The sequence below is a fragment of the Pseudoflavonifractor sp. HNCC25GI2 genome (assembly GCF_058136395.1).
The window spans coordinates 1-14,898 of sequence record NZ_JBYUOW010000010.1 but is presented as its reverse complement, the minus strand read 5'-3'; the positions used below and the strand labels follow the sequence as shown (position 1 = coordinate 14,898).

General features: G+C 59.7%; 10 protein-coding genes. 3 read left to right on the top strand and 7 right to left on the bottom strand.

The features are described from left to right. Nucleotides 1-187: 187 nt before the first annotated feature. Complete coding sequence (leuS, locus tag AC3YUO_RS11140; RefSeq protein WP_489963197.1) at nt 188-2,617, bottom strand: leucine--tRNA ligase; 2,430 nt, start codon at nt 2,615-2,617, stop codon at nt 188-190. A 256-nt stretch (nt 2,618-2,873) separates the two neighbouring features. On the opposite strand from leuS, the gene AC3YUO_RS11135 reads away from it, so the two are divergent. Together AC3YUO_RS11135 and AC3YUO_RS11130 are read left to right on the top strand one after the other, a co-directional pair. Further along, entirely contained in the window at nt 2,874-3,251 is a 378-nt protein-coding gene (locus AC3YUO_RS11135) for a winged helix-turn-helix domain-containing protein (protein WP_489963107.1), read from the top strand. Between the two features lie 34 nt (nt 3,252-3,285). After that, nucleotides 3,286-3,882: a nucleotidyltransferase family protein gene (locus tag AC3YUO_RS11130; RefSeq protein ID WP_489963106.1), complete on the top strand. Its 597-nt coding sequence runs from the start codon at nt 3,286-3,288 to the stop codon at nt 3,880-3,882. Nucleotides 3,883-3,913: 31 nt separating this feature from the next. Here AC3YUO_RS11130 and AC3YUO_RS11125 read toward each other — a convergent pair whose 3' ends face one another. Next, nucleotides 3,914-5,434 carry an HAL/PAL/TAL family ammonia-lyase gene (locus AC3YUO_RS11125; RefSeq protein ID WP_489963105.1) on the bottom strand — a complete coding sequence of 507 codons (1,521 nt, stop codon included), beginning with the start codon at nt 5,432-5,434 and terminating at the stop codon, nt 3,914-3,916. A gap of 335 nt (nt 5,435-5,769) precedes the next feature. Between AC3YUO_RS11125 and AC3YUO_RS11120 the strand changes: the two genes are divergently transcribed. Next, on the top strand, nt 5,770-7,287 hold the full coding sequence (locus AC3YUO_RS11120; protein WP_489963104.1) for an HAL/PAL/TAL family ammonia-lyase: 1,518 nt from the start codon (nt 5,770-5,772) through the stop codon (nt 7,285-7,287). Nucleotides 7,288-7,377: 90 nt separating this feature from the next. Here AC3YUO_RS11120 and AC3YUO_RS11115 read toward each other — a convergent pair whose 3' ends face one another. The 5 genes from AC3YUO_RS11115 to AC3YUO_RS11095 form a co-directional block, all read right to left on the bottom strand. After that, entirely contained in the window at nt 7,378-8,319 is a 942-nt protein-coding gene (locus AC3YUO_RS11115) for an FAD binding domain-containing protein (RefSeq protein WP_489963103.1), read from the bottom strand. Nucleotides 8,320-8,321: 2 nt separating this feature from the next. Continuing rightward, nucleotides 8,322-10,586 carry a xanthine dehydrogenase family protein molybdopterin-binding subunit gene (locus AC3YUO_RS11110; RefSeq protein ID WP_489963102.1) on the bottom strand — a complete coding sequence of 755 codons (2,265 nt, stop codon included), beginning with the start codon at nt 10,584-10,586 and terminating at the stop codon, nt 8,322-8,324. Then, the gene (locus AC3YUO_RS11105) at nt 10,583-11,089 is read right to left on the bottom strand and encodes a (2Fe-2S)-binding protein (protein WP_489963101.1); all 507 of its coding nucleotides are present in this window, start codon (nt 11,087-11,089) and stop codon (nt 10,583-10,585) included. The genes AC3YUO_RS11110 and AC3YUO_RS11105 overlap by 4 nt, the downstream gene beginning before the upstream one ends. 63 nt (nt 11,090-11,152) lie before the next feature. Then, entirely contained in the window at nt 11,153-14,275 is a 3,123-nt protein-coding gene (locus AC3YUO_RS11100) for an ATP-binding protein (protein WP_489963100.1), read from the bottom strand. Nucleotides 14,276-14,516: 241 nt separating this feature from the next. Beyond that, nucleotides 14,517-14,898, bottom strand: a 382-nt coding sequence (locus AC3YUO_RS11095; RefSeq protein WP_489963099.1) for an aromatic amino acid lyase, incomplete at its 5' end; no start/stop codon positions are given.

Sequence of the window (14,898 nt, the reverse complement as noted above, 5' to 3'; positions counted from 1 at the left end):
AAGCCTGGGGCTTGAAAATGAGGCTCACCAGCTTGCCCTTGTTTCCCCAGCGAACCTGTGTTCGCTGGGCCCCCTTCGACTTTCAATCCTCAGACGTGCAAAGCCCGTCCTCCGGAAATGCTCCGCTACGCTTCGCATTTAACGCGCCACAGGCGCGCCGCGCTTCGCGCGGTGGTGGTCAAGGGCATTATGCCTGGGGCTTGAAAATGAGGCTCACCAGCTTGCCCTTGACCACGATGGACTTCACCAGAGTCATACCGTCGGACAGCTTCTGGATCTTGGGCTCGGCCAGAGCGGCGGCTACAATCTCCTCATCGGAGGCATCCACGGGCACCACGATGTTGGCCTTCACCTTGCCGCTGACCTGGACGGCCATCTGGACGGAAGCGGCCACAGTCTTGCTCTCGTCGTACTCGGGCCAGGGCTGCAGGCACACCTGTCCGCCGTAGCCGGCCATCTCCCACAGTTCCTCGCACATGTGAGGGGCGAAGGGAGAGAGCATCAGCAGCAGGGCCTTCATATCGCCCCGGCTGGCGCCGTTAGCATAGAAGTCGTTGACCAGGGCCATCAGCGCAGCGATAGCGGTGTTGAACTTCATGGCCTCGATGTCCTCGGACACCTTCTTGATGGCCTTGTGAACAGCCGCCTCGTTGGCCTTGGAGTACTCGTCGCCCACGTGCTCCTGCTCAGTGGCCAGGTTCCACACGCGGTCCAGGAAGCGCTTGCAGCCCTTCACCGCGTTGGCAGACCAAGCAGCGGCCTTCTCAAAGTCGCCGATGAACATGATATAGGTGCGCATGGTGTCGGCACCGTACTGGTCGATGATGTCGTTGGGGTTCACCACGTTGCCGCGGCTCTTGGACATCTTCTCGCCGCCCTCACCCAGGATCATGCCGTGGGAGGTACGCTTCTTGTAGGGCTCCTTGGTGGGCACCACGCCGATGTCGTAGAGGAACTTGTGCCAGAACCGGCTATACAGCAGGTGGAGAGTGGTGTGCTCCATGCCGCCGTTGTACCAGTCCACGGGAGACCAGTACTCCAGCGCCTCCTTGGAGGCCAGAGCCTTGTCGTTGTGGGGATCCATATACCGCAGGAAGTACCAGCTGGAACCGGCCCACTGGGGCATGGTGTCGGTCTCCCGCTTGGCGGGGCCGCCGCAGCAGGGGCAGGTGGTATTCACCCAGTCGGTCATCTTGGAGATGGGGGACTCGCCGTCGTCGGTGGGCTCGTAGGAATCCACCTCAGGCAGCAGCAGGGGCAGCTGGTCCTCGGGCAGGGGCTGCCAGCCGCACTTCTCGCAGTAGATCATGGGGATGGGCTCGCCCCAGTAGCGCTGACGGGAGAACACCCAGTCACGCAGCTTGTAGTTCACCTTGGCGTGGCCGATGCCCTTCTCCTCCAGCCACTTGGTGATGACGGGGATAGCGTCCTTCACGGTGAGGCCGTTGAGGAAGTCGGAGTTGACCAGAATACCGGTCTCGTCCTTGGCGGTAAAGGCAGCCTTCTGCACATCCTCGCCGCCGGAGACCACCTCGATAATCTCACAGCCGAACTTCTTGGCAAACTCCCAGTCGCGGTCATCGTGGGCCGGAACGGCCATAATGGCGCCGGTGCCGTAGGTGGCCAGGACGTAGTCGGAGATGAAGATGGGGATCTCCTTGCCGTTGACCGGGTTGATGCCCTTCACGCCGTCCAGCTGGACGCCGGTCTTCTCCTTGTTAAGCTCGGTACGCTCCAGGTCGGACTTGGAGGCAGCCTCCTTCTGGTAGGCCTTCACCTCATCGGCATTCTTCAGCAGGCCGGCCTCCAGCCACTTGCGGATAAGCTCATGCTCGGGGGACAGGACCATATAGGTGGCGCCGAAGAGGGTGTCGGGACGGGTGGTGTATACCACAATCTCCTCTCCGGTGGTGGCTTTGAAGGTGACCTCCGCGCCGGTGGAGCGGCCAATCCAGTTCTTCTGCTGGATCTTCACCCGCTCGATGAAGTCCAGGTCGTCCAGGTCATCAATGAGGCGCTGGGCGTAGGCGGTAATCTTCAGCATCCACTGGCTCTTCTCCTTGCGGATGACGGGGGCGCCGCAGCGCTCGCACACGCCCTCCACAACCTCCTCGTTGGCCAGCACGCACTTGCAGGAGGTACACCAGTTCACAGGCATAGTGGTCTTGTAGGCCAGGCCGTGCTTATAGAGCTGCAGGAAGATCCACTGGGTCCACTTGTAGTAGCTGGGGTCGGTGGTGTTGACCACACGGTCCCAGTCGAAGGAGTAGCCCAGCATGTGCAGCTGCTTGGTAAAGTTGGCAATGTTGTCGTGGGTCACCTTGGCGGGGTGGATGTGGTTCTTGATGGCAAAGTTCTCGGTGGGCAGGCCAAAGGCATCAAACCCAATGGGGAACATGACGTTATAGCCGTCCATCCGCTTCTTGCGGGCCACCACGTCCATAGCGGTGTAGGGCCGGGCGTGGCCCACGTGCAGGCCGTTGCCCGAGGGATAGGGGAACTCCACCAGGCCGTAGAATTTGGGCTTGCTGGTGTCTCCGGTCTGGCAGGCGAAGGTCTTCTCGTCCTTCCAACGGGTCTGCCACTTCTTTTCAATCGCGGTGAAATCGTACTTCACAGTCATCACGCCTTCTTGTATTGTTCCGCCGAACATCGGCTTATCTCATATGGCCGGTTCCACGGCCATCCTCGCAAAACGATTCCGTAATATTATACAAGAATATGGGGGTGATTGCAAGGGCCGGGCCGGAAAATTCCCGCTTTCCTCCCCTTTCTTGACGGGTATGCCGCTTTTATGATAGTATCGTTGTATTCCCATTCCAATAACGTCTCCGCCCCGGGCGGCGATTCGGACGAAAGGAAGCGGATGGACCATGAAAATCAAACTGAAAGTCACCCTCTGCACCGACGACTGGGAGCGTCTGTTCGGAGAGGGCCCCTACGAGCTTCTCTCCGGCGTGCAGGAGCTGGGCAGCCTCCGGGCCTCCGCTCAGCGCATGGGGATGGCCTACACCAAGGCCTTTCACATGGTCAAGCATGTGGAGACCGTCCTGGGCATCTCCCTGACTCAGCGCACCATCGGTGGCCGCGGCGGCGGCGGGAGCACCCTGACCCCCGAGGGGCAGGAGCTGCTGAAGCGCTACGAGGCTTACCGGGCCGCCTGTGAGCAGGCCGCCCATGCTCTGTACGAGCAGTATCTGGGCGATTTCATTCCCCTGCAGGGGCCGGATTGTACCGGAGACCAGGGGTAACCACAATGCACGTTTTCCCATCAGGAGGTCATGTATGAAACTGGGCTGTGTGGTGCTGGCGGCCGGACGAGGCGTCCGGTTTGGCGGCAACAAGCTGATCTGTCCCCTGGCAGGGCGGCCGGTGCTGTCCCGGGTGCTGGACAGCCTCCCCCGGGAACAGCTTTCCTCCATCGTCGTGGTGGCCAGTTCTCAGGAGGTGGAGCAGCTGTGCCGGGCATCAGGGGTCCCCTGTCTGCGCTATGAAGGGGGCGCCCAGAGCGACAGCATCCGTCTGGGGATTGGCACCATGGAGGAAACCGAGGGCTGTATGTTTGTTATGGGGGATCAGCCCCTGTGCTCCCGCCGAAGCATGGAGCGGCTGCTGGAGGCCTTCCACCGCCAGCCGGAGGCGGTGGTCCGGCTGGCCTTTCAGGGGCGGCCCTGCAGCCCTGTCCTCTTCCCCAGCCGCTATTATCCCAATCTGGCCGCCCTCACCGGGGAACAGGGGGGCATCGCCGCGGTGCGCAGTCTCAACCCCACCTTCCGTTTCGTGGAAGCGGAAGAGGAGGCTGAGCTGTGGGACACGGACACCCCGGAGGAACTCACACGCATCGAGCACTATCTGATGACAAAAGAAGGACGCACCCTTTAAGGGGTGCGTCCTTCTTCTTTTTTATGGCAGTTTAGTTCAGAGGACCAACCACGCTCTCCACCAGCTTCACCAGCTCTCCGGAGTGGATGAGGCCGCGCAGATACTCAATGTGGGGGTGGAGGAACATGTCCTCCTTCATCACCGGCACATGCGCCCCAATCTCCTGGAGCAGCTTGGCCGTGGCCGGGCTGCGGGCGAGCTTCTCGTCCAGGAACTGCTGGGCCTGGAAGCCGGAGAGCAGCTCGATGGCCAGGATGTACTCCAGCTTCTCCACCACCTGAATGGCCTTCTTGGAGGCGTTGTAGCCCATGGCCACATAGTCCTCCTGGTTGCAGCAGGTGGGGGTATTGTCGATGACCGCCGGGGTGGACAGAATCCGCATGTCATTCAGGAGGCCCGCCTGGCCGTACTGGGGAATCATCAGGCCGGAGTTGAGGCCGGGATTGCTGATGAGGAAAGCGGGATAGCCGGAGAAGGCCTCGTCAATAATGCGGTTGTTGCGCCGCTCGGACATCTTGGCCAGCATGGTGCAGGCGATGGAGGCGCTGTCCATGGCCAGGCCCACATAGGAGGAGTCGCAGTTGCAGGCGGAAATCACGTCTGCGTCGTCCCCCATATCCCAGATAATGGGGTTGTCACAGCAGGAGTTCATCTCAATCTCAATGGTGCCCTTGGCGTCGTAGAAGGCCTTCTTGGAGGCACCATGGAGCTGGGGAATGCACCGCAGGGACAGGGCGTCCTGAAGCCGGGTGCCCTCGTAGTGCTTCAGAACCTCCGAACCGGCCAGAATCCGGCGCACGTTGTCCGCGCTGCCTCCCTGCTCCTTGTGGGGGCGCACCGACATGACCCGGGGGTCAAAGGCCCGCATAACGCCCTTCAGCACCTCCAGGGACACCGATCCAATGACATCGGCGGCCTTGCCTGCGTTGATCATGTCATACAGGGCCAGGCTGGCCAGAGCCGTCACCGAGGTGGTGCCGGAGACCAGGGCCAGGCCCTCCTTGGCGGCCAAAGGCATGGGCTCCAGACCCGCCTTCTCCATGGCGGCCTTGCCGGGCATCAGCTCGCCCTGATAGTAAGCCTGTCCCTCGCCGATGAGCACCAGGGCCATGTGGGCCTCGGGAGACAGGTAGCCCACCGAGCCCTCCCGGGGCATCCAGGGCGTCACGTCCCGGTTGAGCATCTCCCGCAGCAGCTCCAGCACCTCCAGGCGCACGCCGCTGTGCCCCTGACCCACATTCTGGAGCACCATGAGCATGGTGGCCCGGGCCTGCTCCTTGGTGTAGGGCTCGCCCACCGAGATGGAGTGGGAAAGAACGATGTTCCGCTGCAGCTGCTGGGCCTCCTCCTTGTTGATCACCCGCGTGCTCAGGGAGCCGAAGCCGGTGGTGACGCCGTACATCACCCGGTCCTCGCTGATGGCTTTTTCAATGAGCTGACGGGCGCGGCTGACCCGGCTGCAATACTCGGGGGAAAATTCTACCTTGGCCCCAAATCGGGCAATCTGAATAAATTGCTCCAGGTTCAGCGGAGCACCCAGTGTGATAACCATGTTTTCTCCTCCTAAACTTTGCCTGAGAAACCCGCGTCCCGTCTTCGGGGAGGAAGCGCGTCCATCCTGCCGCCTTTCCTCCGGCTTCTCCGCATGTACTGATACACTGCTATACTAAACCTTTTTTCTCCCGACATCCAGTCCTTTCTTTGATTTTATATAAAAATCTGTGTCTCCTTTTTCAGCCGGGCAGCTCTGTCTTGTGGAACCAAAAAGTTGATGAAAAAGCAGGTGACATTTTAGTGCTTTTGTAATATAATGAGCTAAACTGCGCCGGTTCCATTTTCTCGTCCGGCGCTCCGTTTCTCACACGGCAAAGGATGGAGGAGTCAACAATGAGTGATACGCTAATTTTGAATGGTTCCAACTTGACGCTGGAGGATCTGTACGACGTGGTTTACCACGGCCGGAAGGTGCAGATTGACCCCGATGTTATTCCCCGGGTGAAGGCCGCCCGTCAGGTCCTGTTTGACCTGGCCGCCACCGGCCAGCCCGTTTACGGTCTCAACCACGGTGTTGGCTGGAACAAGGACCGGGAGTTCAGCCAGGACTTTTTCGAGCAATATAACCGCAACCTCATCAACAGCCACTCTCTGGGCATCGCCCCCTACTGCAGCGTGGAGGAGGTCCGCGCCATGCTGTGCATCCGCCTGAACACCGCCCTGTGCGGCTGCACCGGCATCTCCCTGAACATTCTGGAGATGTACCAGGAGTTTTTGAACCGGGGCATTCATCCCCGTGTCCTCCGCCGGGGCGCCGTGGGCGAGGGCGACGTGAGCACCCTGCCCCTCATCGGCCAGACCATCATCGGCGAGGGCGAGGTGGAGTACCACGGCAAGATCGTCCCCTCCATTGAGGCCCTGCACGCCGAGGGCATGGAGCCCGCCATTCTGGGGCCCAAGGACGGACTGTCCATCGCCTCCTCCAACGCCCAGGGCGAGTCCCTGGTGGTCATGCTGGTGAAGGAGACCGAGGAGATCATCAAGCTGTCCAACGCCATCTACTGCATGGGGCTGGAGGGCCTTAACGGCGGACTGCAGCCCCTGGGTGAGGCGGTCAACGCAAAGCGCGGCCTGCCCGGCCAAATGCGCTGCGCCGCCGACTGCCGCCGCTACCTCCAGGGCAGCTACCTGGAACAGCCCGACCCCAAGCGCGCCCTGCAGGATCCCCTGTGCTACCGCTGTGGTGCCGCCATCAACGGCTCGGTGGTGGATGCGCTGGAGTTCGTAAAACAGTATCTGGAGCTGCAGATTAACCGCACCGATGACAACCCCTGCATCCTTGTAGAGGAAAACAACACCTCGGTGAGCCCCAACTTTGAGACCACCACTCTGGCTTTGGGTGTGGACATGCTGGCCGCCGCCCTGTGCCACATGTCCCAGGCCATCACCAACCGGCTCATCAAGATTGTGGCTCCGGTGTTTACCGGCCTGCCCCGCTTCCTCACCCCCCACGAGGTGAAGACCATCGCCTACTCCACCATGCAGAAGACCTTCGCCTCCCTCCACGCGGAGAACCGCTGGCTGGCCAACGTGACCACCCTGGACGTGGTGCCCATTGCCGGCGGCATTGAGGACCACGCCTCCGGCCTGCCTCTGTCCGCCATGCGCACCCTCCAGATCGTGGACAACCTGCGCTACATGCTGGGCATGGAGGCCATGCACGCCGCCCAGGCCACCGATATGCGCGGAGATGTTCCCCTGGGCAAGGTGTCCGGTGCGGTGAAGGCCAAGCTGCGTGAGACTATCCCCTATCTGGACAAGGACCGCAACCTGAGCCTGGACATCGAGGCCGCCTACCAGTGCATCCGCTCCGGAAAGCTGCTGGAGGCCCTGGAGGAGGCTGACCGCTGAGCGGTTTCCCTCCGGACTGAGAACTACATAAACGAAAGAGGAGCGGATATGCAGCTGCATATCCGCTCCTCTTTATTTTTATCATTCTGCTTATTCCCCGTCTCTGCGCAGGTGCAGCAGGCAGGAGAGCTGACGGTACAGGTCCCGCTTGAGGCCCGGGGAGATGCAGGCCTCCTTGATGGGCTTGGCCAGCTTTTTCAGCTCGGCCTCGCAGCAGGCGATAATTTCCTCATCGGTGGACTGACCGTCCTCCAGCAGCTTGGCGGTCTCCTCCAGCACCACCGGCTCCGGAGCCACCGCGCCCGCCACAATCCGAGCCGGGCGGTTGCCTCCGCAGCGCAGGGCAAAGTTGATGAGGGGGAAGTCAATGGTGGCCCGCATGGCGTACTTATAAAAGCCGCTCTTCTCACCTTTGGGGGCCTCAGGCACCCGGAAGCGCACCACCAGCACCGGCAGGTGCTGGCTGCAGGCCAGACCGTTGGCCTGGGAGTGGCGGGCGATGAGCTCCTCCACAGGGACCCAGCTGCGCTCACCGTTTTCCACACACTCGGCCTCCGCCCCGTACAGCACCAGGGCCGTGGCCACGTCGGAGTAGTAGATGGCCCGGCACACGGGGGAGTTGGGGATCTGGAGGCACACCTCGCCCCCGGTCTTGAAGCACAGGGGCAGACCGCTGCGCCAGTAGCGGCTCTGATTGAAGTAGATGCACCGGCGGTCCTGCATGATGTTGCCGCCGATGGTGGCGATGTTGCGGATCTGGGGAGAGGCAGTGGCCCCCGCCGCCTGGGCGATGGCAGGCCAGCCCTCCTGCACCAGGGGGCTCACCGAGATGTCGTAAAGCCGCTCTCCGGCCCCCAGATACAGGTACCCGTCCTTGTGCTCCATGCCCTGGAGCTCCAGCACCTCACTGACAAAGACCAGATCCCGGTCGTCCCGCACATGGTTTTTCAGCAGGGGCATGATGTCCGTGCCGCCTCCGATGTAGGTGGGGTGTTCTACCTGCAGAATATCTTCCAAAGTCTTGACTGCCATGCTCACTCCTCCTCCTTTCGGTGGCTGGGCAGGATAATAAACTTATCGCACAGGGGCAGGCTGTTCAGCTCCTGTCCGCTGGCGTGACGCACCGCGTTGACAATGGCGGGAGCCACCGGCACCGTGGTCAGCTCGCCCACGCTCTTGGCTCCATGGGGGCCATAGGGGTCATAGCTGTCCACCATGTCCACATGGGTCCGGGGCATGTCACCCATCTGGGGAATGCGGTAGTGCAGAAGGTCGGAGGACAGGGTGCGCTTGCTCCGGGGATTGATCTCCATCCGCTCATAGAGGGCGTAGCCAACGCCCTGGGCGATGCCGCCCTCGATCTGGCCCGCCACGGTCATGCGGTTGATGGGCGTACCCACATCCACCACCTGGATGACATCCAGAATCCGGATGGCGTTGAGCTTCTTATGGTACTCCGCCTTCACGAAGCACACCGCGAAGGGGTTGGGGCAGGCCGCCGCCTTGTAGGTGCCCGCACCGATCATTACGCCGCCCTTCAGGTCAAACATGATTTTGGCGGCCGCTTCCTCAAAGCTCAGGTCCAGCTCCTCGCTGCCGTGAATGTGGTAGCGGTGGTCCTTCTCCTCCACCTCGCAGTCGGGGTAGATGGTCTTCAGCTGATCCAGCACCTTCGCCTTCAGATCCTCACAGGCCTTTACCACGGAGTTTCCGCAGATGAAGGTCTGGCTGCTGCCGAAGGTACCGGTATTGTAGGGGGTAGTCAGGGTGTCAGCCGCAGTGATCTGCACACGTGAGAGGGGGATACCCAGGCACTCGGCCGCAATCTGGCTCTCCATGGTCTCGCTGCCCTGGCCGATGTCCGCCGAGCCCACCATCAGCTGCACGGTGCCGTCCGAGTTGAGCATCACCACCGCGCCGCTCAGGCCGTCCTTGTTGGAGGGGCCGGAGCCGTGGCAGCTGAAGGAGATGCCCCAAGCCTGCCGGATGTCCTCGTTGTCCACCAGGGGCTCCTTGGCGTCAATCTCCGCCTGGATGGCCCGGCAGCGGCGGGCGCACTCCTCAATGCCGTTGCTGCTCACCGGGATGCTGGCGCAGGGGAAGCACTCCCCTACCTGCACATGGTTCAGAAGCCGGAAGTCGATGGGGTCCATACCCAGCTTTTCCGCCAGACGGTCCATGAGGATCTCACGGCCGAAGGTCAGCTGGGTGTTGCCGTAGCCCCGGAAGGCGCCGCCGATGACATGGTTGGTATAGACGCTCAGGCCCTCAAAGAAGTAGTTGGGCACCTTGTACTGCAGCTTGCGGGCCGCGGCCGCCACTACGGTGGGGGTATGGGTGGTGAAGGGACCGCCGTTGAGGCGGAAGGTGGTGTCAAACAGCTTCAGCTTGCCGTCCTTGCTCACACCGATGCGCAGATCCACGTCGGAGCCGTGGCGCACCACGGAGTAGAGGTCCTCCTCCCGGGTGTAGGACAGGTTCACCGGCCGGCCCAGCTTTTTGGACATGAGGGCCGCCACATGCTGGGCATGGAGCTGCTGCCGGGCGCCGAAGCCGCCGCCCACGATGGGCTTGCTGAAGCGCACGTCCGTCTCCTTCAGGCCCAGAATCTCGGCCATAATGCGCCGCTCCTGGAATACCGTCTGAGAGGTGCTATACACCGTCAGATGCTTGCCGTCGCTGAAATCGCACACGCAACTGGTCAGCTCGATGGTGGCGTGCTGCATGGGAGGCGTCACAAAGTGGTCCTCCAGGATGATGTCGGACTCCGCTTCGCCCACAGCCCGGTCGCCCTGGGAAACCTCCCGCCGCTGGATGATGTTGTCGGGAGCGATGTGGGGCTGCAGGGGGTCGGCCTTCTCATCCAGAGCCTGCTTGATCTCCAGATAGGGGGTCAGCTGCTCGTACTCCACCTTCACCCGGTCGGCGGCCTCCCGGGCCGCCTCCTCCGTCTCCGCAGCCACACAGGCAATGCGGTCGCCTAGAGTCTTGGGCTCCAGGGTCAGCACCGTCTCATCCTTCATGAGCAGCGGGGAGGGCGGGTTGCCCGAGCAGTTGAAATAGTCCTGGGGTACCTCCTCCGGCAGCAGGCAGCCCAGATAACCGGGCACCTTCTCCGCCTCGCTTACATCAATACTCAGCACCTTGGCCCGGGAATAGGGGCTGCGCACCAGCGCCGCATAAGCCATGTTGGGCAGCCGGATGTCATCGGTATAGACGGCCTGCCCCGACGCCTTCTTCCAGGATTCCAGGCGGGGCACCTCTTTATTGACACTGTCAAACTGTCTCGCTTCGCTCACGCCGGCTCCTCCTCTCCCTGGGCATAGCGGGCCACTACTTCCGCAGCCATCGCAATCGCCTTTTCAATCTTTTCATAGCCTGTGCACCGGCACAGGTTGCCCGACATGGCCTGCCGGACCTCCTCCTGGGTAGGATGGGGATTGCGGTCCAGCAGCGCCTTGGCCGCCATGATCATGCCGGGGGTGCAGAAGCCGCACTGAATGGCGCCCGCATCAATGAAGGCCTGCTGCAGCGGGTGGGGGTGCTCCTCCGTGCCGATGCCCTCAATGGTCTCCACCCGCTTGCCGTCCGCACTCACCGCGAACACACAGCAGGAATTGACGGCCCGGCCGTCCATGATTACGGTACACGCACCGCACTCTCCCAGGTCGCAGCCCTTCTTGGCTCCGGTCAGTCCCGCCCGCTCCCGCAGTACGTGCAGGAGTGTCTCCTGCTCTTCTACGGTAAACTCCCGGTCTGTCCCGTTTAAGTTTATCGTAATGTGATATTGCTTTTCCGCCATATGTCTTTTTCCTCCCTTGGGTCCTTTCGTTTTTCCATTCCAGATTCAGCGTACCGCCTGGTTTTATTCTTCCTTCCGCCGTATCCGCTGTTCCACCTGTTCCAGATAGAGCAGATCCACCGGGGAATACACATGTTCCAACAGTTTCCTGGCCCGGGCGGCATAAAATGCCGCATTCTGGTCCAGATACCGGCCAAATACCGAGCGCAGCTTGGAATTCTCTTCCATCCGCAGGGCAATCTGTCCATACATACGGTTGAGCATCCCCTGCTCATAGCAGCTCTCCAGCCGCTGGGCAAAGCACTCCGCCTTTGTCAGATAGTCAAAGGCCTCCTGGTAGCGGCCCAGCTGCACACACAGCATCCCGTAATAGCCAAAGGCCGCGCCCCGTCCCCACATCAGCTCCACCGCGTTAAACTGGCGGATGCCCAGGGACAAATACTCCTCCGCCGCGGCCAAATCGCCGCTGTCGAAGGCCGCCTGTCCGGCGTAGGTATAGAACGTAGCGGTCCCACCGGCCAGGAAATGGCTGGTGCAGATGGAGATTGCCTTATCATAGTAGGTTTTGGCCTGGTCATAATGCATCTGACTGCGTTCCGCTTCTCCCAGCCATGCGTAGGAGGCCGCCAGATTGTAGATATACCGTTCCTTCTCCTCCGAATGCTCAAAGGTGGAAATGGCCTGCTGCAAATCCGCAATTCCCTGTTCAATGTCGCCCGACATAATGCTGCAAAGGCCGGACAGGCGCATCCAGATGGCCTCTTCCTCCGCCTTATAGATAAATTGGAGCAGCTGAAGGGATTCATCAATGACCTTCCGCATATTCTCCGTGTCGTAGCGGTCCAGGTGAACACAAATGAGCTGCCGGTTGGCTTTGATCAGATTGGTGCAGCAACGCCGGCTGCGTTCCCCTTGGTTTAGGGCAATCAGCTTATTGATGTAGGGCAGTCCTTTCTCATACTCCACCAGCCGGATGTGGTAGCGTCCCATCATGTGGTAATAATCGGACAAGAAGCCCTGGCAATCCTCCTCGTCAAAGTCATCCATGTTCTCATCCACCAGTTTTTTGATGTCCTGAAGGATGCGGTAGATGCCTTCGTTGTCACTGCCGTCAATCTCCGGCGTATCCGCCCAGGGCCGCGAGACATAGCTGACGTTGACGATAATGGGATAATACTCATGCGAGCGGTTCAAATAGCTGTAAACATACTCGATGTAGTACTTCAGATACTTTTTCTTGTTTCGGGAACGCTGGAAGTGATACATCAGCTGGGAGTAGAGCAGCAGGTCGCTGTCGTTGTTGCGCAGCTTCCGCTCCAGACAGCTGGCTACTTTCTGGTGGAGCAGCTGCTTTTTGGTGATGGACATCTCCCCGTAGACATATTCCAGCGTCTTCTGATGGACAAACTGGAACTTGACCCCCTCCGGCTGAGCCGATTCCCGAATAAGCTGTTTGGAGAGCAGTGCCTCCAGCACATCCACCAGTTCATACTCCTCCCGGCCCGACAGCTCCAGCAGCAACTCAAAGGTGGCGCCGTCAAAGAAGACCGACAGAAGATTGAGAATGTTCCGGCTCTCTCCGGAGAGCATCACAATTCTGGAGTAAATGTTGTCCCGAATGTTGGGGGTAACATCCGCCATGGAGCGGTTATGGCGAATGCTGTTGGCTGTCTCAATGATAAAGAAGGGATTGCCATCCGTCTCCCGATAAAATTTCTGACGGACCTCCTCCGACTCCAGTCCATTGGGTACCAGCAGTTCAGCCAGTTGGATGGTCTCCTCATAGCTGAACCGCTCCAGATTTACTTTTTTCAGCAACTGGGACAGGGCCATGCTCTCCAGAAAGCGATCTACAAAGGGCCGCTTGTCCCCTCTGCAGGTAAGCAGGAACAGAATATTCTGGTTCTGCTCCGAGGTCATAATATCCTGAATGAGGGAAATGGTAATATTATCCGCCCACTGCAAATCATCAAAAAAGAACAGCAGCTTCTGCTTCCTGGCCAGGCGAATCAGAATCTGGGCGATCAGCCGCTCCGAATTGTTATACCGTACAGTGGCAATTTCGTCCGGGTCCATGGGCTGCCCACCCTCGTTTTGCCGAAAAAACGGAAATACATTGGAAACTGCCTCCACAAAAGGTACGCTGTCCTCCTGGGGCAGGTGCTCCCGGAAAAATACAATGAGTTGGGCAAACACATTCTGCCATGGCTTCAATGCGTACTGCTCCTCTGCCCGGTAGCACCGGGTCCGAAAACAGCTCAGGCCTTCTTTTTGCTCCGCCTGTTCCAACACATTCTCCAGCAGACAGGTCTTTCCAATGCCTGTCTCGCCCAGTACCACCAGACTGATGCATCCTTCTTCACTTCGAAAGCTATCAATGGTACTAGAAAGCAGATACCGCTCCTTCTCACGTCCAAAGAAAATCTTCCCCGTTTCAGAAAAGGGCTCCACTGCGCTGCGCTGAGAAATAAGCTGGGTCACCCGCTGGTTGCGCAGATCCTTAATCTGCTCCATGAGCAGCGTGGCCTCCTGACTGGGATCCTGAAAGAGTTCCTCCGCAAACAGCTTTTTCAGCTGCTCATACAGCACCGTGGCCTTGGAATACTCCCCCTGCATCCGGTAAATCTCCATCAGACGGCAGTACGTAGACTCGTCGTATTCATCCAGCTGCAGCAACTGCAGACAGCTGCTCTCACACCGGTCCCACCGCTGCTGCTGAAAGCTCTCGTCCACATCCTGTTTCAGCCGCTGCAGATAGACCCGGTTGTACCCCTGCCGGATTGTAATAACCCATTCGTTATAGTACTCATTGTCTTTTAAATAAAAATCTTCCAGAAAATCTCCCCGGTATTCCCCCAGTGGCTGCTCCTGCTTCATAAACTGGAGCAGATCCACCTCGACCCGGTAATCGGGGTTAATTTCCAGAACATCCTTTTGTCGCTCCACCAGAAAATCGGTCCCCAGTGCCTTGCGCAGCACATAAATGGCGTTGCGCATGTTGGAGCGCACCTTCTTCTCATCCCCCCGGTCGCCCCAAATTAAATCGGCCAGTTTGAATCGGGATGCACTGCCCTCCACCAGCAGGTAGCAGAGCAGAGCCTCCGCCTGCTTAAAGGGCAGGGAAACCGGCTCCCCGTCCAATAATACACGCGGCCTGCCCAACAAGAAGGCCTGAATCTCTTTCACCGGGATCACCTCTATCTGTCTTGGCTACGCCCTCCAGACCGAAACCTACCGACTGCAGCTTCTAACTAGTACACCCATTCCGGTTTTCGTTCCTTCGTCGCCGAATTATTATAACAAACATCTCAGAACGCCGTCAAAGGAATCTATCCGGAAAATCGGAGCAAAGCCGCCGGCACGCCTACAAATTAACGCCCCGGCAGCTTTTGCCCCATTTTTATTCCATTTTCTTTCCGTATGTCCCTTACAGCTCGCCCACAGCGGCCTCCACCGCGTTGAGCAGGTCGTCGGACTCAATGAGACCAATCGTGGCCTTGGACTGGTCACCCATGTAGATGTCTTCCTTCTGGAACTTGATGAGTTCGGTCACCTTCTCATAGGCGATGGAGGTACCCTTGCCCAGCTTGAACTGGCCCAGCTTCTCCTGCGTGATGAAGATGCCGCGGGAGGCCAGCAGCAGCTCAATACCCAGAATCTTCTCCAGGTTCTTAATCACCTGCGCACACTTCCGTGCGGCCCAGGGAGCCATGGACACGTGGTCCTCCTGATTGGCCTTGGTGGGAATGTTGTCGCACACAGAGGGGAAGGCCAGGGTCTTGTTCTCGGATGCCAGAGCGGCGGTGGCA